The sequence below is a fragment of the Pseudomonas sp. ABa2 genome (assembly GCF_056676075.1).
Genome location: NZ_CM155239.1, coordinates 4,847,094 through 4,866,176 on the forward strand (window position 1 = coordinate 4,847,094; position 19,083 = coordinate 4,866,176).

Annotated in this window: 16 protein-coding genes; 6 read left to right on the top strand and 10 right to left on the bottom strand. The window is 69.0% G+C overall.

The features are described from left to right. Positions 1-233: 233 nt before the first annotated feature. From AC1G9C_RS23370 to AC1G9C_RS23380, 3 genes are all read right to left on the bottom strand, one after another. Positions 234-401: a hypothetical protein gene (locus AC1G9C_RS23370; protein WP_480408937.1), complete on the bottom strand. Its 168-nt coding sequence runs from the start codon at positions 399-401 to the stop codon at positions 234-236. A 161-nt stretch (positions 402-562) separates the two neighbouring features. Further along, positions 563-2,050 carry a flavin-containing monooxygenase gene (locus AC1G9C_RS23375; RefSeq protein WP_480408938.1) on the bottom strand — a complete coding sequence of 496 codons (1,488 nt, stop codon included), beginning with the start codon at positions 2,048-2,050 and terminating at the stop codon, positions 563-565. Positions 2,051-2,129: 79 nt separating this feature from the next. Then, positions 2,130-2,471, bottom strand: a complete 342-nt coding sequence (locus tag AC1G9C_RS23380) for a cupin domain-containing protein (protein WP_021444215.1) — start codon at positions 2,469-2,471, stop codon at positions 2,130-2,132. A gap of 149 nt (positions 2,472-2,620) precedes the next feature. On the opposite strand from AC1G9C_RS23380, the gene AC1G9C_RS23385 reads away from it, so the two are divergent. From AC1G9C_RS23385 to AC1G9C_RS23400, 4 genes are read left to right on the top strand one after another with little or no spacing between them, the layout of a single operon-like run. Continuing rightward, positions 2,621-3,760: an MlaE family ABC transporter permease gene (locus AC1G9C_RS23385; protein ID WP_480408939.1), complete on the top strand. Its 1,140-nt coding sequence runs from the start codon at positions 2,621-2,623 to the stop codon at positions 3,758-3,760. Further along, positions 3,757-4,542: an ABC transporter ATP-binding protein gene (locus tag AC1G9C_RS23390; RefSeq protein WP_480408940.1), complete on the top strand. Its 786-nt coding sequence runs from the start codon at positions 3,757-3,759 to the stop codon at positions 4,540-4,542. The genes AC1G9C_RS23385 and AC1G9C_RS23390 overlap by 4 nt, the downstream gene beginning before the upstream one ends. Continuing rightward, on the top strand, positions 4,543-5,460 hold the full coding sequence (locus AC1G9C_RS23395) for an MlaD family protein (RefSeq protein ID WP_480408941.1): 918 nt from the start codon (positions 4,543-4,545) through the stop codon (positions 5,458-5,460). After that, complete coding sequence (locus tag AC1G9C_RS23400; protein ID WP_122109315.1) at positions 5,457-6,053, top strand: ABC-type transport auxiliary lipoprotein family protein; 597 nt, start codon at positions 5,457-5,459, stop codon at positions 6,051-6,053. Before AC1G9C_RS23395 ends, AC1G9C_RS23400 begins: the two co-directional genes overlap by 4 nt. A 73-nt stretch (positions 6,054-6,126) precedes the next feature. On the opposite strand, the gene AC1G9C_RS23405 is transcribed toward AC1G9C_RS23400, so the two are convergent. The 4 genes from AC1G9C_RS23405 to AC1G9C_RS23420 all read right to left on the bottom strand — a co-directional run bounded on the left by AC1G9C_RS23405 (position 6,127) and on the right by AC1G9C_RS23420 (position 11,451). Then, positions 6,127-8,052 (bottom strand): RecQ family ATP-dependent DNA helicase, encoded by a 1,926-nt coding sequence (locus AC1G9C_RS23405; protein ID WP_480408942.1) that lies wholly within the window; start codon positions 8,050-8,052, stop codon positions 6,127-6,129. A 166-nt stretch (positions 8,053-8,218) separates the two neighbouring features. Beyond that, positions 8,219-9,760 (bottom strand): phosphoenolpyruvate carboxykinase, encoded by a 1,542-nt coding sequence (locus tag AC1G9C_RS23410; protein ID WP_021443470.1) that lies wholly within the window; start codon positions 9,758-9,760, stop codon positions 8,219-8,221. Between the two features lie 158 nt (positions 9,761-9,918). Continuing rightward, entirely contained in the window at positions 9,919-10,806 is an 888-nt protein-coding gene (gene hslO, locus AC1G9C_RS23415; RefSeq protein ID WP_122109313.1) for an Hsp33 family molecular chaperone HslO, read from the bottom strand. Between the two features lie 216 nt (positions 10,807-11,022). After that, positions 11,023-11,451, bottom strand: coding sequence for an RNA-binding S4 domain-containing protein (locus AC1G9C_RS23420; RefSeq protein ID WP_397486816.1), 429 nt, complete (start codon positions 11,449-11,451; stop codon positions 11,023-11,025). A 113-nt stretch (positions 11,452-11,564) separates the two neighbouring features. On the opposite strand from AC1G9C_RS23420, the gene rimB reads away from it, so the two are divergent. Further along, positions 11,565-12,035 (top strand): retropepsin-like aspartic endopeptidase RimB, encoded by a 471-nt coding sequence (gene rimB / locus AC1G9C_RS23425; protein WP_021443740.1) that lies wholly within the window; start codon positions 11,565-11,567, stop codon positions 12,033-12,035. After that, entirely contained in the window at positions 12,032-12,937 is a 906-nt protein-coding gene (gene rimK / locus AC1G9C_RS23430; RefSeq protein ID WP_480408943.1) for a 30S ribosomal protein S6--L-glutamate ligase, read from the top strand. Before rimB ends, rimK begins: the two co-directional genes overlap by 4 nt. 75 nt (positions 12,938-13,012) lie before the next feature. On the opposite strand, the gene AC1G9C_RS23435 is transcribed toward rimK, so the two are convergent. The 3 genes from AC1G9C_RS23435 to ompR form a co-directional block, all read right to left on the bottom strand. Further along, on the bottom strand, positions 13,013-16,768 hold the full coding sequence (locus AC1G9C_RS23435; RefSeq protein WP_480408944.1) for a bifunctional diguanylate cyclase/phosphodiesterase: 3,756 nt from the start codon (positions 16,766-16,768) through the stop codon (positions 13,013-13,015). 108 nt (positions 16,769-16,876) lie between these two features. Continuing rightward, positions 16,877-18,193, bottom strand: coding sequence for an ATP-binding protein (locus AC1G9C_RS23440; RefSeq protein WP_122109310.1), 1,317 nt, complete (start codon positions 18,191-18,193; stop codon positions 16,877-16,879). A 112-nt stretch (positions 18,194-18,305) separates the two neighbouring features. After that, positions 18,306-19,040: an osmolarity response regulator transcription factor OmpR gene (gene ompR / locus AC1G9C_RS23445; RefSeq protein ID WP_021443583.1), complete on the bottom strand. Its 735-nt coding sequence runs from the start codon at positions 19,038-19,040 to the stop codon at positions 18,306-18,308. Positions 19,041-19,083: the final 43 nt, after the last annotated feature.

Sequence of the window (19,083 nt, forward strand, 5' to 3'; positions counted from 1 at the left end):
TCTGTGACGGGACGAACGCAGTCCGTTCGTTATAGGCACAGACGCCACGCAGACCAAGGCGTTGCCGGGCGCGGAAGGGCAGGTGCAGGGGGAGGCGAAAGGGCTACAGGCCCCTGTTCAGGGAGGCGCAGAGGCGAACGGGCGGGCAGCGGATGCAATATCCGGTAACCAAAAGCCCCGCCGCGCCAAGGGGGGAAGGCGGCGCAGCGGTTGGGAAAAATGCGCGGGACGGCTCAGGCGGCCCGGCCGGCGGACTCGCTGATCAGCATGCCGTGGGATACCAGGTAGCAGCGGTGACCGTTCTGCAGGGTCAGCGGGCTGCGGCTGGCAATGACCCAGCCCTTGTTCAGCAGTTGCTCGATATGGGCGCGCAGGGCGGGCAGGTGACGCTGTTCCTTCATGGCCGGGTCCTTCTCAGGCGGGTTTGGCGCAAGGCAAAGTGCTATGACGCCGCTAGGTTCATCCGTGACACAGTCGACAAAAGTGTAGTGGCGCAGTGCCAGGCCGTTAAGCCGCTAAACGGCGTCAGTCGCTGTAGGAAAATCGCCATGGACGGCGCCGTTCAGGAAGGCGCCAACGCCTCGTCCTGCGCGGCGCTCGGCTGGGAAAACTGCAGGTAGCCGTCCTCCAGCTTGCCGTAGCGTAGCAGCGCCAAGTCGAGAGCGTAGTTCTGGTGCAGCTTCCACGGCGCGCGGTCGCCCTGCGCCGGCAGCAGGTGGGCGGCGCGCTCGATATAGCCGGACTTGAGGTCGAGAAAGGGGGCCGGGCGTACGTCGCCCGTGCTATCGCGCGGGGTCGCCTGGCGCATGCCGATGGCATCCAGGTGGCGGATCAGGCGGCAGAAGTATTCGCTGGACAGGTCCGCCTTGAGCGTCCAGCTGGCGTTGGTGTAACCCAGTATCACCGCCAGGTTGGGCAGGTCGCGCAGCATGATGCCGCGATAGCCCATGCTGCGCGGCGCCTCGAAGGGCGCGCCGTCGACGCGCACCGCGATGCCGCCGAACAGCTGCAGCTGCAGGCCGGTGGCGCTGACGATGACGTCGGCGGGCAGCTCCTCACCGCTCTTCAGCCGCACGCCGCCGGCGGTGAAGCGCTCGATCTCGGCGGTGACCACCGTCGCCCTGCCCTGACGCAGCACGCGGAACAGGTCGCCGTCCGGCACCGCGCAGACGCGCTGATCCCAGGGTTTGTACGAGGGGCTGAAATGGCGCATGTCGAAACCGGCGCCGAGCTGGCGCCGCACCAGCCCCAGCAACAGCCGGCGGACCAGGTTGGGGCAGGCCTTGGCCAGCTTGTAGAACAGCAGCTGCAGGCTCACGTTGCGCCCGCGCGCCAGACGGTACACCCAGGTTTCCGGCAGCACCCGGCGCAGGGCGTTGGACAGGCCATCGCGCTGCGGCAGGTTGATCACGTAGCTGGGCGAGCGCTGCAACATGGTCACCTGCGCGGCGCGCTCGGCCAGCGCCGGCACCAGGGTCACCGCGGTGGCGCCGCTGCCGATCACCAGCACGCGCTTGCCGGCGTAATCGAAGTCCTGCGGCCATAGCTGCGGGTGGATGAAGCTGCCCTGGAAATCCTCGCGCCCGGCGAAATCCGGGGTGTAGCCGGCCTCGTAACGGTAGTAGCCAGTACACATCATCAGGAACTGGCAGCTCATACGCAGCGGTTCGGCCTCGTCGCCGCGCTGCACCAGCAGTTGCCAGGTGGCGCTGGCGCTGCACCAGTCGGCCTCGAGCACGCGGTGGCGGTAGCGGATCAGCCGGTCGACGCCGTGCTCGCGCGCGGTGTCCTCGATATAGCGGCGGATCGCCGGACCGTCGGCAATGGCCTGCGGGTCGCTCCAGGGCTTGAAGTTGTAGCCCAGGGTGTACATGTCCGAGTCGGAACGGATGCCCGGGTAGCGAAACAGGTCCCAGGTGCCGCCCAGCGCCTCGCGTCCTTCGAGGACGGCGACGCGCTTGCCCGGGCACAGGCGCTTGAGGTGACAGGCGGCGCCGACCCCGGACAGGCCGGCGCCGACGATCAGGACATCCAGGTGTTCGATGGACATGGGGGCTCGCCCTGCACTATGGGTGACAGAGCTTTACCTTAGCCCATCGTGCTGTCAGCCGATCTTTGGTGTTGCCGGCTCAGGCGAAGACGAAATACTTGCGCACCGTCTCCACCACCTCCCAGGTGCCGCACATGCCCGGCTCGACGATGAAGATGTCGCCGGCGCGCAGGTGGATCGGTTCCTGGCCGTCCGGGGTGATGATGCAGTAGCCCTCCTGGAAGTGGCAGTACTCCCACTTGTCGTAGGCCACCCGCCACTTGCCCGGGGTGCAGATCCAGGTGCCCATGATCTTCTTGCCGTCTTCCGAGGTGTAGGCGTTGAGGTTGACGGTGTGCGGCTCGCCGTCCAGACGCTGCCACTTGCAGGCGTCGAGCACGGGAACGGGCTGGGTGTCGCGCAATACGGTGATAGGTTGCATGGGAGCTCCTTGAGACGGATGACAAAGCCCGCCCAGCCTAGGGCCGCAACCCGCAGCGCGATTGTCTGAACTCGACCTGCAACTGCCTGTATGCGCGCTCGCCGCGCGCCACTGGCCGGGCGAGCCCGGGCAAGGCTAAGCTGTGGGCCATGACCCGGCCCTACCTGACCCCGTCCCAGAGCAGCCCCACGGATGCCGCCACCGGCCTGCGCATCGGCGGCGACTGGACGCTGGCCCACTACAGCCGCCTCGAACCCCAGGTGCTGGCGCTGCGCGAGCGCCTGGCGGCCGAGACGCCCGTCGACCTGGGCGAGCTGGCGGCGCTGGACACCGCCGGCGCCGCGCTGCTGCTGGAGCTGCTCGGCAGCGCGCGTCTGCGCCAGCTGGCGCAGCAGGCCGAACTCAGCGCGCAGCGCCGCGCCCTGCTGCTGGCGGTGGCCGATGCCATGGCCGGCAGCCGCCAGACGCAACCGCCGCCTGCGCCCTCGGTGCTGCGCGAGGTGCTCGGGCATATCGGCGAGGTGGTCGAGGGCCTGTGGCACCAGGGCCGGGCGCTGCTGGGCTTTATGGGCCTGACCCTGGCCAGCATGCTCGCCATCGCCCTGCGCCCGACGCGCTGGCGCCTGACCTCGCTGGCCGCGCACCTGGAGCAGTGCGGGCTCAACGCGGTGCCCATAGTCGCCCTGCTGACCTTCCTGGTCGGCGCCGTGGTGGCCTTTCTCGGCGCCACCATCCTCGCCGAGTTCGGCGCCAGCATCTACACGGTCAACCTGGTGGCCTACTCCTTCCTCCGCGAGTTCGGCGTGCTGCTTACCGCCATCCTCATGGCCGGGCGCACCGCCAGCGCCTTCACCGCGCAGATCGGCTCGATGAAGGCCAACGAGGAGATCGACGCCATCCGCACCCTGGGCCTGAGCCCGGTGGAGCTGCTGGTGCTGCCGCGGGTGTTCGCCATGCTCATCGCCCTGCCGATCCTGACCTTTATCGCCATGCTCAGCGGCATGCTCGGCGGCGCCCTGGTCTGCGCCCTGAGCCTGGACATCTCGCCGACCATGTACCTGTCGATCCTGCACGACAGCGACCTGCTGCGGCACTTTCTGGTCGGCCTGCTGAAGGCGCCGATCTTCGCCTTCCTGATCGCCCTGATCGGTTGCCTGGAGGGCTTCAAGGTCAGCGGCAGCGCGCAGTCGGTGGGCGAGCACACCACCTCGGCGGTGGTTCAGTCGATCTTCGTGGTGATCCTGCTTGACGCCCTCGCCGCGCTGTTTCTGATGGAGATGGGCTGGTGAGCCGCGAGACCGTCATCGAAGTGCGCGAGCTGTGCAACCGGTTCGGCAGCCAGGTGGTGCACCAGCACCTGGATTTCGACCTCTATCGCGGCGAGATCCTCGGCGTGGTCGGCGGCTCGGGCACCGGCAAGTCGGTGCTGCTGCGCAGCATCGTCGGCCTGCGCCAGCCCGATGCCGGCACCGTGCGGGTGTTCGGCGAAGAGCTGCTGAGCCTGCCAGCCGAGCGCCGCTCGCAGCTGGAGCGGCGCTTCGGCGTGCTCTACCAGCGTGGCGCGCTGTTCTCCTCGCTGACCGTCAGCGAAAACATCGCCCTGCCGCTGATCGAGCACGCCGGCCTGTCGCGCGCCGCCGCCGAGCGCCTGGCGCGGGTCAAGATCGCCCTCGCCGGCCTGCCGCAGGACGCCGCCGACAAATACCCCAGTTCGCTGTCCGGCGGCATGGTCAAGCGCGCCGCCCTGGCCCGCGCCCTGGCGCTGGACCCGGACATCCTGTTTCTCGACGAGCCCACCGCCGGCCTCGATCCCATCGGCGCGGCGGCCTTCGACCAGCTGATCCGCACCCTCTGCGACAGCCTGGGCCTGAGCGTGTTTCTGGTCACCCATGATCTGGATACGCTCTACAGCATCTGCGATCGGGTCGCCGTGCTGGCGCAGAAGAAGGTGCTGGTGGCCGACCGCCTGGAGGTGGTGGCCGCCACCGACGACGCCTGGATTCAGCAATATTTTCACGGCCCGCGTGGACGCGCGGCCGCACAGGCCGCCACCGCGGCAGGGAGTGGATGAATGGAACCCAGAGCCCATCACGTGCTGATCGGCCTGTTCACCGTGCTCACGCTGGGCGCCGCGCTGCTGTTCGCCCTGTGGCTGAACAAGGCCGGCGCCGAGCGCGCCTTCACCGATTACGAGGTGATCTTCAACGAGGCGGTCAGCGGCCTGTCGCAGGGCAGCGCGGTGCAGTACAGCGGGATCAAGGTCGGCGACGTGATCAGCCTCGGCCTCGACCCGGACGACCCGCGCACCGTGCGCGCACGCATCCGCATCGTCGGCCACACGCCGATCAAGCAGGACACCCGCGCGCGCCTGTCGATCACCGGCATCACCGGCCTGGCGGTGATCCAGCTGCACGGCGGCAGCCCGGAGAGCCCGCCGCTGCGAGGCGAGGACGGCCAACCGGGCATCATCATCGCCGACCGCTCGCCGCTGTCCCGGCTGATGGCCAACGGCGAGGACCTGGTGGTCAACATCACCCGCCTGCTCAACCGCGCCAACCGCATGCTCTCGCGGGAGAACGCCGAGCGCGTGGCGCGCACCCTGGACAACCTGGAACAGGCCAGCGCCGGCCTCGCCGACCAGCGCGACGAACTCAGCGCCGCCCTGCAGCAGGCCGGTGCCGCCACCCGCGAGGCGGCCGAACTGATGCGCACGGCCAACCGCCTGCTCGACGGCCATGGCAGCCAGGCCCTGGACAACGCCGAGCGCCTGATGGCCTCGCTGGAGCGCAGCAGCCGCAGCATCGAGCAGTTGCTGGAAAGCAACCGCAGCGCGCTGGACAGCGGCCTGCAGGGCCTCGGCGAACTGGGCCCGGCGATCGGCGAGCTGCGCGACACCCTCGGCGCCCTGCGCAGCTTCTCCCAGCGCCTGGAACGGGACCCCACCGGCTACCTGCTGCGCAACGACAGCATCAAGGAGTTCCAACCATGAAGCCTCTGCCCCTGCTGCTGGCCGCCGGCCTGCTCGGCGCCTGCTCGATCCTGCCGCAGAGCGAGCCGCTGGACGTCTACCTGCTGCCGGCGGCGCAACTGCCGGCCCAGACTCAACGGGTCGACTGGGCGCTGCGGATCAATAGTCCCAGCAGCAATCAGCTGCTCGACGGCACGCGCATCGTCGTGCTGCCCGAGCCGGAGCGGGTCAACACTTACCAGGGCGTGCGCTGGAGCGAGCGCACCCCACAGCTGCTGCAGGCGCGCCTGCTCGACGCCTTCCACGACGACGGCCGCATCCGCGCGCTGAGCAGCGACGCGCAGCGCCTGCAGGCCGACCTGGAACTGGTCAGCGAGCTGCGCGCCTTCCACAGCCAGTACCAGGGCGAGCGGCCCGAGGCGCTGATCCAGCTCGACGTGCGCCTGGTCGATGCGCGCGACCAGCGCATCCTCGCCAGCCGCCGCTTCAGCGCGACCCAGCCGGCCAGCGATAGCTCGGTACCGGCGGTGGTCGCCGCCTTCGGCCAGGCTGGCGATCGCCTGGCCCAGGAGCTGGTGGACTGGACGGTGGCCGAAGGGCAACGCCGCCGCTAAGCGCGATCCCATGGGGTGGCGCGGGACCGCTCAGGTCGTACGCAGCAGCCGGTATCGCTGCGCGCGGCGCACCCTACGAACGGGCCGCCAGCCAATCGCGCACTTCGCCGTAGGGGTAGTCCTCCAGCGCGGCGAAGCCGGCCAGCTGGCGCGCCTTGAGCTTGGTGAACAGCGGTGTGGTCACGCCGCAGAGAAAGCGCGTCAGGCATTCGCGGCTCGGCATCTGTCCAGCGTGCTGCAGGTGCGTTTCGCTAAAGGCCGCACACAGCGCCTGCGCATCGCGCCCGCTTAGCGGCGGCCGGTCTGGCGGCGCCGGCAAGGTGGCGACACGCCCCCGGCACACCGAACAATGCCCGCAGCGCTCGGGCGCCTGGGCGTCGCCGAAGTACAGCGCCAGGCGCCGGCTCAGACAGTCGCGGCTCTCGAACAGGGCGAGCATGGCCTGGATACGGGCGATCTCGCTGGCCTCGTGGGCGCGGAAATGGCCGTGCAGCTGCTCGGCCAGGGTGACGGGGTCGAATTCGGCGTCCAGCAGGGCATAGACCTCGGTCATCTGCTTGCTTTCCAGCTCGACCCAGCCCTTCTCCTGGAAGTAGTCCAGCGCCTTGATCACCCGCGGGCGCTCGGCGCCGTGGTCGCGATACAGCGCATCGAAATCCAGGGTGAACCAGGTGCGCGCCCGGCGCGAGCTGGAGAGAATCGCCTCGACGAACCGGCGTCGTTCGCCCTCGAACTGCGCCAGCAGCGCCGCTTCGTCCAGCAGCAGCTTGAAGCGGTATTCGGCGAAGTAGGCGTAGCGCGGCGCGATGATGCCGCGCAGCTCCAGCTGCACCAGCAGGGTCTTGAGCGGCAGCGCGCGGATATTGCTCTGTTCGGCCAGCTGGCCCAGCATCAGCTCCCACTGCCCGCCCATGCCGGCTGCCTGCAGTTCGTCGAGCACGCGGCGAATCCCGGCCAGCTCCGGTGTGTCGCCATAGACGAAGTTCTCCAGCACGCTGAGGCTGTCGCGGTTAGCCAGCACCAGGCAATCCGAGGCCTGGCCGTCGCGGCCGGCGCGGCCGATCTCCTGGCTGTAGTTCTCGATGGATTTCGGCAGGTCGAAATGCACCACGTTGCGGATATCGCGCTTGTCGATGCCCATGCCGAAGGCGATGGTGGCGACTATGCACTGCAGTTCGCCGGCCATGAAGCGGCGCTGGATCGACTCGCGTACCTCGTGCGCCATGCCGGCGTGGTAGGCGCTGACCGCCAGACCGTCGCGCGCCAGGCGCTCGGCGACCTGCTCGGCGGTCTTCTGCTGGGTGACGTAGACGATGCTGGCCTGCTCGCGCCGCGGCGTCAGCCAGTCCTGCAGACGGCGCAGCTTGGCGCTGCCTGCCACCGGCTCGACCAGCAGGTTGAGGTTGGGCCGGTAGAAGCCGGTGGTGACCACGTCGGCGTCGGCGATGACGAATTTCTCACGCATGTCGGCGATCACCTTGGGCGTCGCCGTGGCGGTGAGCAGCAGCACCTGGGCGATGCCGAACTGGCGTTGGTAGTCGGGCAGCTTGAGGTAGTCGGGGCGGAAGTTGTGACCCCATTCGGAGATGCAGTGAGCCTCGTCGACCACCAGCAGGGAGATCGGCACCTGGGCGATGAAATGGCGAAAGCGCTCGTTCTTCAGGCGCTCCACCGAGATCATCAGGATCTTCAGCTCGCCGGCCTTGGCCCTGGCCATGACCGCACTGGCCTGTTCGCGGCTTTGCGCCGAGTCGATGCTGGCCGCCGCGATGCCGCGGGCGTGGAGGAAGGCCAGCTGATCCTGCATCAGCGCCAGCAGCGGCGAGATCACCAGGGTGAGATGGGGCAGGTGCAATGCCGGCAGCTGGTAGCACAGCGACTTGCCCGAGCCGGTGGGAAAGATCGCCGCCGCCGAGCGACCGGCGAGCACGGCGCTGACCACCTGCTCCTGGCCGGGGCGCAGCTGATCGAAACCGAAGACGCGTTTAAGGGTGGACATAAGCCGTCACTCCATTGACCGCCGAATGGCCCATGACCATAACGCGGTTCGGTAGGGTGCGCCATGCGCACCGGCAGAGTCCCGTGGAGAACCGGTGCGCGCGGCGCCCCCTACCCGGAAATGACAAAGCCGCCCGAAGGCGGCTTTGTCGTAGCGCGGCGCGAGCTTAGAGCTGCGGGCCGGCGTTCTTGATGGCGTCGCTGACGTCGAACTTCTGGAAGTTGTCGATGAACAGCTTGGCCAGGGCCTTGGCGGCTTCGTCGTAGGCGTTCTGGTCTGCCCAGGTGTTGCGCGGGTTGAGCAGGTTGGTCTCGACGCCCGGTACCGACTTCGGCACATTGAGGTTGATGATCGGCAGTTGCTCGGTCTCGGTGCCGATCAGCGCACCGCTCTGGATCGCGGCGATCACACCACGGGTGGTGGGGATGCTGAAACGCTTGCCGACGCCGTAGCCGCCGCCGGTCCAGCCGGTGTTGACCAGGTAGACCTTGGAGCCGAAGGCCTTGATCCGCTTGATCAGCAGCTCGGCGTAGACGCCGGCCGGGCGCGGGAAGAACGGCGCGCCGAAGCAGGTGGAGAAGGTCGACTTGATGCCGGCGCCGCTGCCCATCTCGGTGGAGCCGACCAGCGCGGTGTAGCCGGAGAGGAAGTGGTAGGCGGCCTGTTCCTCGTTGAGGATCGACACCGGCGGCAGTACGCCGGTCAGGTCGCAGGTGAGGAAGATCACCGCGTTCGGCTCGCCGCCGAGGTTCCGCTCGCTGCGCTTCTCGACGTGGGTCAGCGGGTAGGCCGCGCGGCTGTTCTGGGTCAGGCTGTCGTCGGCGTAATCCGGGATACGGTTTTCGTCGAGCACGACGTTTTCCAGCACGGCGCCGAACTGGATGGCTTTCCAGATCACCGGCTCGTTCTTCTCGGACAGGTCGATGCACTTGGCATAGCAACCGCCTTCGATATTGAACACCACGCCTTCGCCCCAGCCGTGCTCGTCATCGCCGATCAGGTAGCGCGACTCGTCGGCGGACAGGGTGGTCTTGCCGGTGCCGGACAGGCCGAAGAACAGGGTGACGTCGCCTTCCTCGCCGATGTTGGCGGCGCAGTGCATCGGCAGCACGTCGGCTTCCGGCAGCAGGAAGTTCTGCACGCTGAACATGGCCTTCTTCATCTCGCCGGCGTAGCGCATGCCGGCGATCAGTACCTTCTTGGCGGCGAAGTTGATGATCACGCAGCCGTCGGAGTTGGTGCCGTCACGCTCAGGCACGCACTCGAAGTTGGCGACGTTGAGGATCTGCCACTCGGTCTTGCCCGCCGGGTTGTAGGTTTCCGGCTCGATGAACAGGCAGCGGCCGAACAGGTTCTGCCAGGCGGTGGCGGTGGTCATCTTGACCGCCAGGTAGTGCGCTTCGGCGGAGCCGACGTGCACGTGGGAAACGAAATGATCCTGGGCGTTGTTGAACGCCTCGACGCGGTCCCACAGGGCATCGAACTTGTCGGCCGGGAACGGACGGTTGATCGCGCCCCAGGCGATCTGCGCCTCGCTGCTCGGCTCCTGAACGATGAAGCGGTCAGCCGGCGAGCGACCGGTACGGTGGCCGGTGCGTACCACCAGCGAGCCGTTGGCGGCCAGTTCGCCTTCGCCACGGCGGATGGCTTCTTCGACCAGTTGCGCGGCGCTGATGTCGGTGTACACGGCGGTGTTGGCTTGCGTCATGAGGGTCCCCGTCGGCCGCTGGCCGAGTCTTCCGAACGTTGTGTAGTACAGGGGCAACTGCACTACAGCGGTAAAAAAGTCGCGGGAGTATGCCAGAAAAGCGAACTGCTTGGCAGCCTCCGATCCGATAGAGAGCGGCTATCGCCCAGAAAAGTTCATCAATGACGGGTCTGCGACGGCGCCTCGCTGCCGCCACCGGCGAACAGCTGGGCGATGTCGGCGGCGTCGAAGGCGTAACGCTCGTTGCAGAACTGGCAGTCGATCACCACCTTGCCGCCCTGCTCGCCGAGCAGCAGCTCGGCATCGCTCTGACCGAGGCTGACCAGGGCGCTGGCCGAGCGCTCGCGCGAGCAGCTGCAGCGGAACTGCAGCGCCTGCTCGTCGAACAGACGCACGGTCTCCTGGTGGTAGAGACGGTGCAGCAGGGTCGGGTTGTCCAGGCCGAGCAGCTCCTCGGCGGACAGGGTGTCGGCCAGGGTCAGCAGGTGGTTCCAGCTTTCCTGACGCGCCTCCGGCTCGGTCTGCTGATGCGGCGGCAGCTGCTGCAGCAGCAGGCCACGAGCGCGCTGGCCGTCGGCCTTGAGCCAGAAGCGGGTGGGCAGCTGCTCGGAACTGGCGAAGTAGTTGGACAGGCACTCGGCCAGGTCGACGCCGTCGAGGGCGACGATGCCCTGGTAGCGCTGGCCCTTGGCCGGGTCGATGGTGATCGCCAGCACGCCGTCGGGCATCAGGTCGTGCAGGTCGGCGTCGGCCGTGACCCGCTCGCCGTCGTAACGGGCGATGCCGCGCAGTTCGCGGGCGCTGGAGCATTCCACCATCAGCAGCGACACGGGCCCCTCGGAGCGCGCCTGCAGCACCAGCAGGCCGTCGAACTTGAGGGTGCCGACCAGCAGGGCGGCGGCGGCCATCAGTTCGCCGAGCAGTTGCGCCACCGGCTGCGGGTAGGCGTGCTTGGCCAGCACATGGGCGTAGCTCTCGCGCAGGGCAACCATCTCGCCGCGCACGTCGGTGTCGTCGAAGAGAAAGCGTTGGCTGAAATCGGTCATAGCGGGCTGGCCTGCCTGGGTCTGCAAAAAAGGCTGGCGATTTTATGCACAAATGCCCGGACAACCAAGGCCCGGGTGTCGCGCAAGGGCGATCTCAGCCGAGCGGCGGCGGCGAACGCTCGGGCAGATGGTAGGGCGAATACGCCGCAGGCTTGTCCGCCATCGCGCCGCCTGACCGGGCGGTGGACAAGGCTGCGCCATATCGACCCTACGCCCCTACTCCTCGTCCGCCCAGGGATGGCGCAGGCCGCCGTCCTGCTGTTCGTTGAAGTGCTGGATCTGCCGGCGCTGTTTCTTGCTCGGCCGGCCGTCGGTCTGCACGCCAAGGGCGCCGGCCTTGCGCAGCGCCGCGGCCTGCTCGCGGCGGGCGATGCTCGCCTCGGTCTCGCGATACAGCAGCTGCGCCTCCGGCGCGCCGCGGCGCACCGCCGACAGCGCCAGCACCACCACGGTGCGTTCGTCGAAGCCGGTGCGCAGCACGTATTCGTCGCCCACCCTGGGCTCCTTGCCCGGCTTGCAGCGCTCGCCACGGTGGTGCACCTTGCCGCCCTCGATGGCCGCCTTGGCCAGCGCGCGGGTCTTGTAGAAGCGTGCTGCCCACAGCCATTTGTCCAGGCGCACCTTGTCGTCGTCTTTGTCGCTCATCTCACCTCTGCTGGGTTTGCCAGCCGGCAGAAACTGCCTGATGCAGTTGTCACACGGCGCTACTAGAATGCGCGAAATCATAGGCCTGTCAGCCGCAGAGGGATACCGCCCGCTTGAAGACCTTCGACCAGCTCAGCGTGATCGGCCTGCGCGAGTGGATCAACCTGCCCGAGCTCGGCATCATCGGCCTGCGCGCCAAGATCGACACCGGCGCCAGCACCTCGAGCCTGCACGCCAGCGATATCCAGCCGTTCCAGCGCGATGGCGAGGACTGGGTGCGCTTCACCGCCTACCTCGGCACCCAGGTGCAGCGCCGCCACCGCTGCGAGGCGCAGATGGTCTCGGTCAAGCGCATCAAGAGTTCCAACGGCCTGGCGCAAAGCCGCTACGTGATCCGCACCCACCTGGCCCTGGGCGATCGCCTGTGGCCGGTGGAGTTCACCCTGGCCTGCCGCAAGACCATGCGCTACCGCGTGCTGCTCGGCTCCAAGGCGCTGATCGCCGGGCAACTGGTGGTCAACCCGGCGCTCAGCTACGTGCAAGACAAACCCACCCTGCCCTCCTCCGTTCCAGGTGCCCAATGAAGATCGCCGTGCTGTCGCGCAACCCGCGTCTGTATTCCACCCGCCGTCTGGTGGAGGCCGGGCAGCAGCGCGGCCACGAGATGCAGGTGATCGACACCCTGCGCGCCTATATGAACATCGCCAGCCACAAGCCGCAGATCCACTACCGCGGCCAGGCGCTGGAAGGCTTCGACGCGGTGATCCCGCGCATCGGCGCCTCGGTGACCTTCTATGGCTGCGCGGTGCTGCGCCAGTTCGAGATGATGGGCGTCTACCCGCTCAACGAATCGGTAGCCATCAGCCGCTCGCGCGACAAGCTGCGCGCCCTGCAGCTGCTGTCGCGCAAGGGCATCGGCCTGCCGGTGACCGGCTTCGCCCACTCCCCCGACGACATCCCCGACCTGATCCAGATGGTCGGCGGCGCGCCGCTGGTGATCAAGGTGCTGGAAGGCACCCAGGGCAAGGGCGTGGTGCTGGCCGAGACGCACAAGGCGGCCGAGTCGGTGCTCGAAGCCTTCTTCGGCCTCAAGCAGGACATCATGGTCCAGGAGTACATCCAGGAGGCCGGCGGCGCCGATATCCGCTGCTTCGTGGTCGGCGACAAGGTGATCGCCTCGATGAAGCGCCAGGCCAAGCCCGGCGAGTTCCGCTCCAACCTGCACCGCGGCGGCACCGCCAGCCTGATCAAGATCACCCCCGAGGAGCGCATGACCGCTGTGCGTGCCGCCCGGGTGATGGGGCTGAACGTCGCCGGGGTGGACATCCTGCGCTCCAATCACGGCCCGCTGGTGATGGAGGTGAACTCCTCGCCGGGCCTGGAAGGCATCGAGACCACCACCGGCAAGGACGTCGCCGGGATCATCGTCGAACACCTGGAAAAGTACGCCGAACCCGGGCAGACCCGTACCAAGGGGCGAGGCTGAGCCGCGCTACACCGGGTCGGCCGCAAACGCCCCCTCCCCCTTCTCCCCACACGGCCTGGGCGGTCCCGCGCCACTCTAGCGGTGATGCGCCTCCAGCCAGGCGAGAAACTCCGCTTCCGCCAGCGGCCGGCTGAGCAGGTAGCCCTGGCCCAGCGAGCAGCCGTGCTCGCGCAGCAGCTCCAACTGGGCGGCGCGTTCGATGCCTTCGGCCACGCACTCCAGGTCGAGGTTGCGGGCGATCACCAGGATGGTCTGCACCAGCAGGCGTCCGCTCTCCTCGCCGTCGAGGTCGGCGACGAAGCTGCGGTCGATCTTCAATCGGTCCAGCGGCAGGCGCTTGAGGTAGGTCAGCGACGAGTAGCCGGTGCCGAAATCGTCGATGGCGAAGCGCACGCCGAGGGCCTTGAGCCGCTGCATGGTGGCGATGCACTGGTCGACGTCCTCCAGCAGCACCCCCTCGGTGATCTCCAGCTCCAGCGAGGCCGGCGCCACGCCATGGCGCTGCAGGCAGGCCTGGATACGCGCCACGCAATCGGCCTGGCGCAGCTCGCGCGGGCTGAGGTTGACCGCCAGCACCAGCTGCGGCCACTGCCGATGCCAGCGCGTCAGCGCCGCGCAGGCCTGCTCCAGCACCCAGTGGCCGACGTCCTGGATCAGCCCGGTTTCCTCGGCCAGGGGGATGAACTGATCCGGGGCGATCTCGCCGCGCTCCGGGTGACGCCAGCGCAGCAGCACCTCGGCGCCGGCCACCTTGCCGGTGGCCAACGCCAGCTGCGGCTGGAACACCAGATGCAGCTGCTCGCGGGCGATGGCCTGGCGCAGCTCGCTCTGCAGCTGCAGGCGCTGGTCGATGGCCGCCTGCATTTCCGGGGCGAAGAAATGCAGGGCGTTGCGCCCGGCGTGCTTGGCCCGGTACATCGCGGTGTCGGCCTGCTTGAGCACGTCGGCGGCGTTCTGCCGCTCCAGCGGGTGCAGGGCGATGCCGATGCTGGCGCTGATCGACAGCTCGTGGCCGTCGATGGTGCAGCTGCCGAGCAGGCCGCGCAGCAGCTTGTCGCCCACCGCCGCGGCGTGTTCGGCGACCACCCGCGGGTCGTCGCCGAGCGCCTCCAGCAGCACCACGAACTCGTCGCCGCCGAGCCGCGCCAGGGTGTCCTCGGCGCGCAGCTCGCGCGCCAGGCGGCTGGTCACCTCACGCAGCAGGGCATCGCCGATCAGGTGGCCGAGGCTGTCGTTGACCGTCTTGAAGTGATCCAGGTCGATGAACAGCAACGCACCTAGGCTGCCCTCGCGCGCCTCGCGGTCCATAGCGTGCTGCAGGCGGTCGAGCAGCAGGCGGCGATTGGGCAGCCCGGTCAGTTCGTCGCTGTAGGCCAGGCGCTCGATCTCGCGCTGGTAGCGCTGGCGCTCGGAGATATCGGTGACGCTGCCGCGGATCAGCAGCTGCTCGCCGGGCATGCGCACCAGGCGCACCTCGCAGGGCAGCTGGCGGCCGGCGCTGTCGCGGTGCAGCCATTCGAACACCGGCGCCTCGCCGGCGATGGCGCGCTTGAGATGCACCTTGCCGATCTCCGCCGAGAGCTGGCCGTCGGCCTGACGCAGCGGGCTGATCTCCAGCACCGTCTTGCCCAGCAGTTCCTCGCGGCGGTAGCGGAACAGGCGCAGGGCGTTCTCGTTGAAATCGACCATGCCGCCCTTGGGGGTGAACAGCATGATCGCCTCGGGCGCGTGCTCGACCAGGGTGCGATAGCGCGCCTCGGCCTCGCGACGGGCGCTGACGTCCTCCACCAGCAGCAGGAACATGCCCGGGCGGCCCTGGCCGTTGCGCACCGCGCGCAGGCTGAGGCGGGTGTGCACCTGCTGGCCGTCGGCGCGCAGGAAGCGCTTGTCCAGCTCGAAGCCGTCGCTGCTGCCGCCCAGCACCGCATCCAGATGCTGCTGCTCGGCGGCCAGGTCGTCCGGATGCGACAGCTCGTCCCAGGTGCAGCGCAGCAGCTCCTCGCGCGAACGGCCGAGGATGGCGCACAGCTTGTGGTTGACCTCCTCCCAGCCGAAGGTCGGCGTGGTCAGGGCCATGCCGATCAGCGGCGCCTCGAAGAACAGGCGCAGGCGTTCGTCGCGCTCGCGCAGCTGCTGCTCGGCGCGCTTGCGCTCGCTGATGTCCTGGATCGCGCCGTAGACCCGCACCAGCGTCGTGCCGTCGCGCTCGGCCACCCCGCGCAGGCGCACCCAGCCGTTGCGCGCCGCCAGGCGCGCCTCCAGGTCGAAGTGATTGCGCCCGGCCAGCGCCTCGGCCAGGTTGGCGCGGATCAGCGCCTGGCTGGCGCCGTCGTAGTAGTCCAGCGCCTGCTCCAGCAGCGGTGCGCCGAGCGCCAGGTCGCGGCCGACGATGCGGTAGCAGCCCTCACTCCAGAACATGCTCAGGTCGGCCAGCTCCAGCACCCAGCCGCCGATGTCGGCGATGCTCTCGGTCTGGCTGAACAGGTGGCTCTGGCGCAGCATGGCCAGGCGCTGCTGCTCGACCTTGGCGGCCAGCTCCTCGCGCTCGGTGACGTCGTGCTGCAGGCCGACGAAGTGGCTGATGCCCTGCTCGTCGCGCATCGGCGCCAGCACCACCTCGTTCCAGAACGGGCTGCCGTCCTTGCGGTAGTTGCGCAGCACCGCATGGCCGCTGCGCCCCTCGCGCAGCGCCGCGCGCAGCTGTTTCAGGTCGCGCTGGTGACGGTCGTCGCCGGCGAGGAAACGGCAGTTGCGCCCCAGCACCTCCTCGACGGCATAGCCGGTGATGCGGCTGAACGCCGGGTTGCAGTAGATCAGCGGCAGGTCGGGCTGGCGCGCGTCGGCGATGGTCACCCCCAACGGGCTGGCCTCCATGGCCAGGTTGGCGCGCGCCAGTTGCTGCTGCATCTGCGCGCTACGCGCCAGTGCCTGGCGCAGGTCGCCGAGGGCGCGGCCGACCAGCAGCGCGGCGCTCATCAGCAACAGCACGGTGAGTTGCAGCTGGCTGCGTTGCAGATCCGGAGCACCGAGGCCGAGGCCATCGCGCAGCAGCGGCAGCAGCAGGGTCGCGGCGAAGGCCAGGACCACGCCGTACAACGCCCCGGCGAAGGCGTGCCGCAGGGCCAGCACCAGCATGCAGATGCCCAGCAGTGGCAGGCCGAGCAGCGTCGGCAGGCTGCCGAGCAGCGCCGCCAAGAGCAGCAGGGCACCGCCGGCGAACAGCCAGCCCAGCGGCGAGCGGCTGAGGCTCAGCGCCGGTGCGGCGTCCGGCACGTCCTTATGCAACCAGCCACGTACGCGCAGCAGCGGGCTGGCGTAGGCCAGCAGCAGCGGCGCCAGCGCCAGCAGGCCGATGCCGTCGCTCAGCCACACCCCCAGCACGGCCAGCGGCCACTGCTCGCCGCCCTGCAGGCCGGTGAGCCACAGGTTGCCCTGCAGACCGAAGGCCACCAGGGTGGTCGGCAGCAGCACGCCGAAGGCGAGAAAGCGCAGCAGATCGGCCAGGCGGCCGAGCGCGGGGTCGAACGGCTGGCGCCGCAACAGCCACCAGCCCAGCGCCACCGCGGCGGTTTCCGGCACGGCATAGAGCGGCGCCCACTGCCAGGGCAGGCCCCACAAGGGCGTGCTGAGCAGGGCGTTGAGGTACAGCGCCGGCAGCACCCGCGGCCCCCACCACAGGCACAGCACCAGGCCGAGCAGCAGCGGCAGGTAGCACAGCGCCACCCCGTCATCCAGGCGGGTGGTCAGGGATAACCAGGTTCCCAGGTGGAAAAGCGGCAGCGGCAGCCACCAAGTCCATTTGGGCAGGCGGTCGGATAAGGCGGCGGGCATGCGGGCCTCGAGTGGGTACGCTGGCACAGCATAGCCCAGCGCCAGAGCCTCTGAGCGCAGATTGCCAGCATGCCTCGGCCGACTCGGACGGCTGGCCGCCCGAGTCGCTCAGACCGCGTCGCGCGGCAGCAGCAGCCCCAGCGGCAGGCGCACGCGCGCCTCCAGGCCGCCGCCGGAGCGGTTACGCAGCTCCACGCTGCCGCCGTGCAGGGCGGCGATGCGTTTGACGATGGCCAGGCCGAGGCCGGTGCCGCGCCCGCCGCGGGCGCGGTCGCCGCGGATGAAGGGGTTGAAGATGCTGTCCAGCTCGGCCGGGTCGATGCCGTTGCCGCGGTCCAGCACGCTGAGCACCACGTAGGGCGCGTTGTGGTCGCCGGCCAGGCTGGCGACCACTTCCACGGCGTCGCCGCCGCCATGGTTGAGGGCGTTCTCCACCAGGTTGGTGAGCAGGCGCTTGATCGACACCCGGCGCAGCGGGAAGGGCGGAATGGCCTCCAGGCACAGGCGCACGCGCTCGCCGTTCTGGTTGTAGGGCGCCAGCGTCTCGCGCACCAGCTCGGCGAAGTCGGCCTGCTCCACCGGCTCGTCGCGGCCGTCGCGGATAAAGGCGAGGAACTGGTCGAGGATGGCGTCCATGTCCTCGATGTCGCGCACCATGTCCTCGGTCAGTTCGGAATCGCTCTGCATGAATTCCAGCGCCAGGCGCAGGCGAGTCAGCGGCGTGCGCAGGTCGTGGGACACCCCGGCCAGCATCAGCTCGCGCTCGCGCGCCGCCTGCTCGACGTCCTCGGCCATCTGGTTGAAAGCGCGGTAGACCTCGGCCATTTCGCTCGGCGTGTCGCTGATCGGCAGGCGCACGCTGCGCCCCTGACCCAGCTGGCGGGCGGCGAACACCAGGCGCTTGAGCGGCGCGCTGAGCTGGCGGACGAAGATCCAGGCCGCCGCGGTGGACAGCAGGCCGATGCCGAGGAACCAGCCGAGCACGCTCCAGATGCGCTGGCCGCGCAGCGGGTGCGGGTACATCGGCACCCGCAGCCACTCGTCGCCCAGGCTCGGCGCGCGCACCCAGAGCGCCGGCGGCGTGGTGGCGCGCACCCGCACCTCGGTGTCCGGCCCCAGCTCGGTCTGCATCTGGCGCTGGAAGATCTCGCTGTAGGGCCAGTGCTGCTCGCTGGCCGGCACCTTGTCGCGGGGGATGCGCTTGAGCCCGGCGGCCTGGGCGATGTGTTCGCGCTCCGCGGGGTTGGCCGCCCAGTAGGCGCGCAGGGTCAGCGCCGCACCGTGGCTGTACTGGCGGTCGACCAGCACGTCCTCGTTCATCATCAGATAGACCAGGGTCAGCGCCTTGGAGAACAGCACGACGATCAGCACCAGCCAGAGGGTGCGGGCGAAGAAGCTTTGCGGGAACCAGAGCGGGGTTTTCATAACGCTTCGATGTAGGTTGGGTTGAGGCGCGCAGCGCTGAAGCCCGACGCCGGGCTATCGGACAGGACGCAGTGGGCGTTGGGCTTCGCTCCGCGCAGCGCCAACCCAGGAATCACTTATTGCCGTCCGGCACGAACACATAGCCCACGCCCCACACCGTCTGGATATAGCGCGGCTTGGACGGATCCGGCTCGATCAGCCGGCGCAGACGGCTGATCTGCACGTCGATGGAGCGCTCCAGCGCGTCCCACTCGCGGCCGCGGGCCAGGTTCATCAGCTTGTCGCGGGTCAGCGGCTCGCGCGCATGCTGCACCAGCGCCTTGAGCACGGCGAACTCGCCGGTGGTGAGCATGTGCACCTGCTCGCCGCGCTTCAGCTCGCGGGTGGCCAGCGACAGCTCGTACTCGCCGAAGCTGACGCTCTCGTCCTCGCTGCCCGGCGCGCCCGGCACCACCGGCGCCTGGCGGCGCAGCACGGCCTTAATCCGCGCCAGCAGCTCGCGCGGATTGAATGGCTTGGCCAGGTAGTCGTCGGCGCCCAGCTCCAGGCCCTGGATGCGACTGGACTCGTCGCCCTTGGCGGTGAGCATGATGATCGGGATCTGGTTGTTCGCCTCGCGCAGGCGGCGGCAGGCGGACAGGCCGTCCTCGCCGGGCAGCATCAGGTCGAGCACCACCAGGTTGAACAGCTCGCGGGCCAGCAGGCGATCCATCTGCTCGACGTTCTCCACGGCGCGCACGCGATAACCCTGTTCGTCGAAGAAACGCTCGAGCAGGCGACGCAGACGGGCGTCGTCGTCGACGATCAGGATCTTCTCGCCTTCGGCGGCGGGGGCGCTGTGGCTCATGGCAACTCCTTGGCTGAAGCCCGCTCGCGCGCCGCGCGGCCAG

What these genes read in the sequence shown, in the direction of transcription:
- AC1G9C_RS23370 (WP_480408937.1), bottom strand. Translation starts at nt 401, where the DNA reads ATGAAGGAACAGCGTCACCTGCCCGCCCTGCGCGCCCATATCGAGCAA.
- AC1G9C_RS23375 (WP_480408938.1), bottom strand. Translation starts at nt 2,050, where the DNA reads ATGTCCATCGAACACCTGGATGTCCTGATCGTCGGCGCCGGCCTGTCC.
- AC1G9C_RS23380 (WP_021444215.1), bottom strand. Translation starts at nt 2,471, where the DNA reads ATGCAACCTATCACCGTATTGCGCGACACCCAGCCCGTTCCCGTGCTC.
- AC1G9C_RS23385 (WP_480408939.1), top strand. Translation starts at nt 2,621, where the DNA reads ATGACCCGGCCCTACCTGACCCCGTCCCAGAGCAGCCCCACGGATGCC.
- AC1G9C_RS23395 (WP_480408941.1), top strand. Translation starts at nt 4,543, where the DNA reads ATGGAACCCAGAGCCCATCACGTGCTGATCGGCCTGTTCACCGTGCTC.
- AC1G9C_RS23400 (WP_122109315.1), top strand. Translation starts at nt 5,457, where the DNA reads ATGAAGCCTCTGCCCCTGCTGCTGGCCGCCGGCCTGCTCGGCGCCTGC.
- AC1G9C_RS23405 (WP_480408942.1), bottom strand. Translation starts at nt 8,052, where the DNA reads ATGTCCACCCTTAAACGCGTCTTCGGTTTCGATCAGCTGCGCCCCGGC.
- AC1G9C_RS23410 (WP_021443470.1), bottom strand. Translation starts at nt 9,760, where the DNA reads ATGACGCAAGCCAACACCGCCGTGTACACCGACATCAGCGCCGCGCAA.
- hslO (WP_122109313.1), bottom strand. Translation starts at nt 10,806, where the DNA reads ATGACCGATTTCAGCCAACGCTTTCTCTTCGACGACACCGACGTGCGC.
- AC1G9C_RS23420 (WP_397486816.1), bottom strand. Translation starts at nt 11,451, where the DNA reads ATGAGCGACAAAGACGACGACAAGGTGCGCCTGGACAAATGGCTGTGG.
- rimK (WP_480408943.1), top strand. Translation starts at nt 12,032, where the DNA reads ATGAAGATCGCCGTGCTGTCGCGCAACCCGCGTCTGTATTCCACCCGC.
- AC1G9C_RS23435 (WP_480408944.1), bottom strand. Translation starts at nt 16,768, where the DNA reads ATGCCCGCCGCCTTATCCGACCGCCTGCCCAAATGGACTTGGTGGCTG.
- AC1G9C_RS23440 (WP_122109310.1), bottom strand. Translation starts at nt 18,193, where the DNA reads ATGAAAACCCCGCTCTGGTTCCCGCAAAGCTTCTTCGCCCGCACCCTC.
- ompR (WP_021443583.1), bottom strand. Translation starts at nt 19,040, where the DNA reads ATGAGCCACAGCGCCCCCGCCGCCGAAGGCGAGAAGATCCTGATCGTC.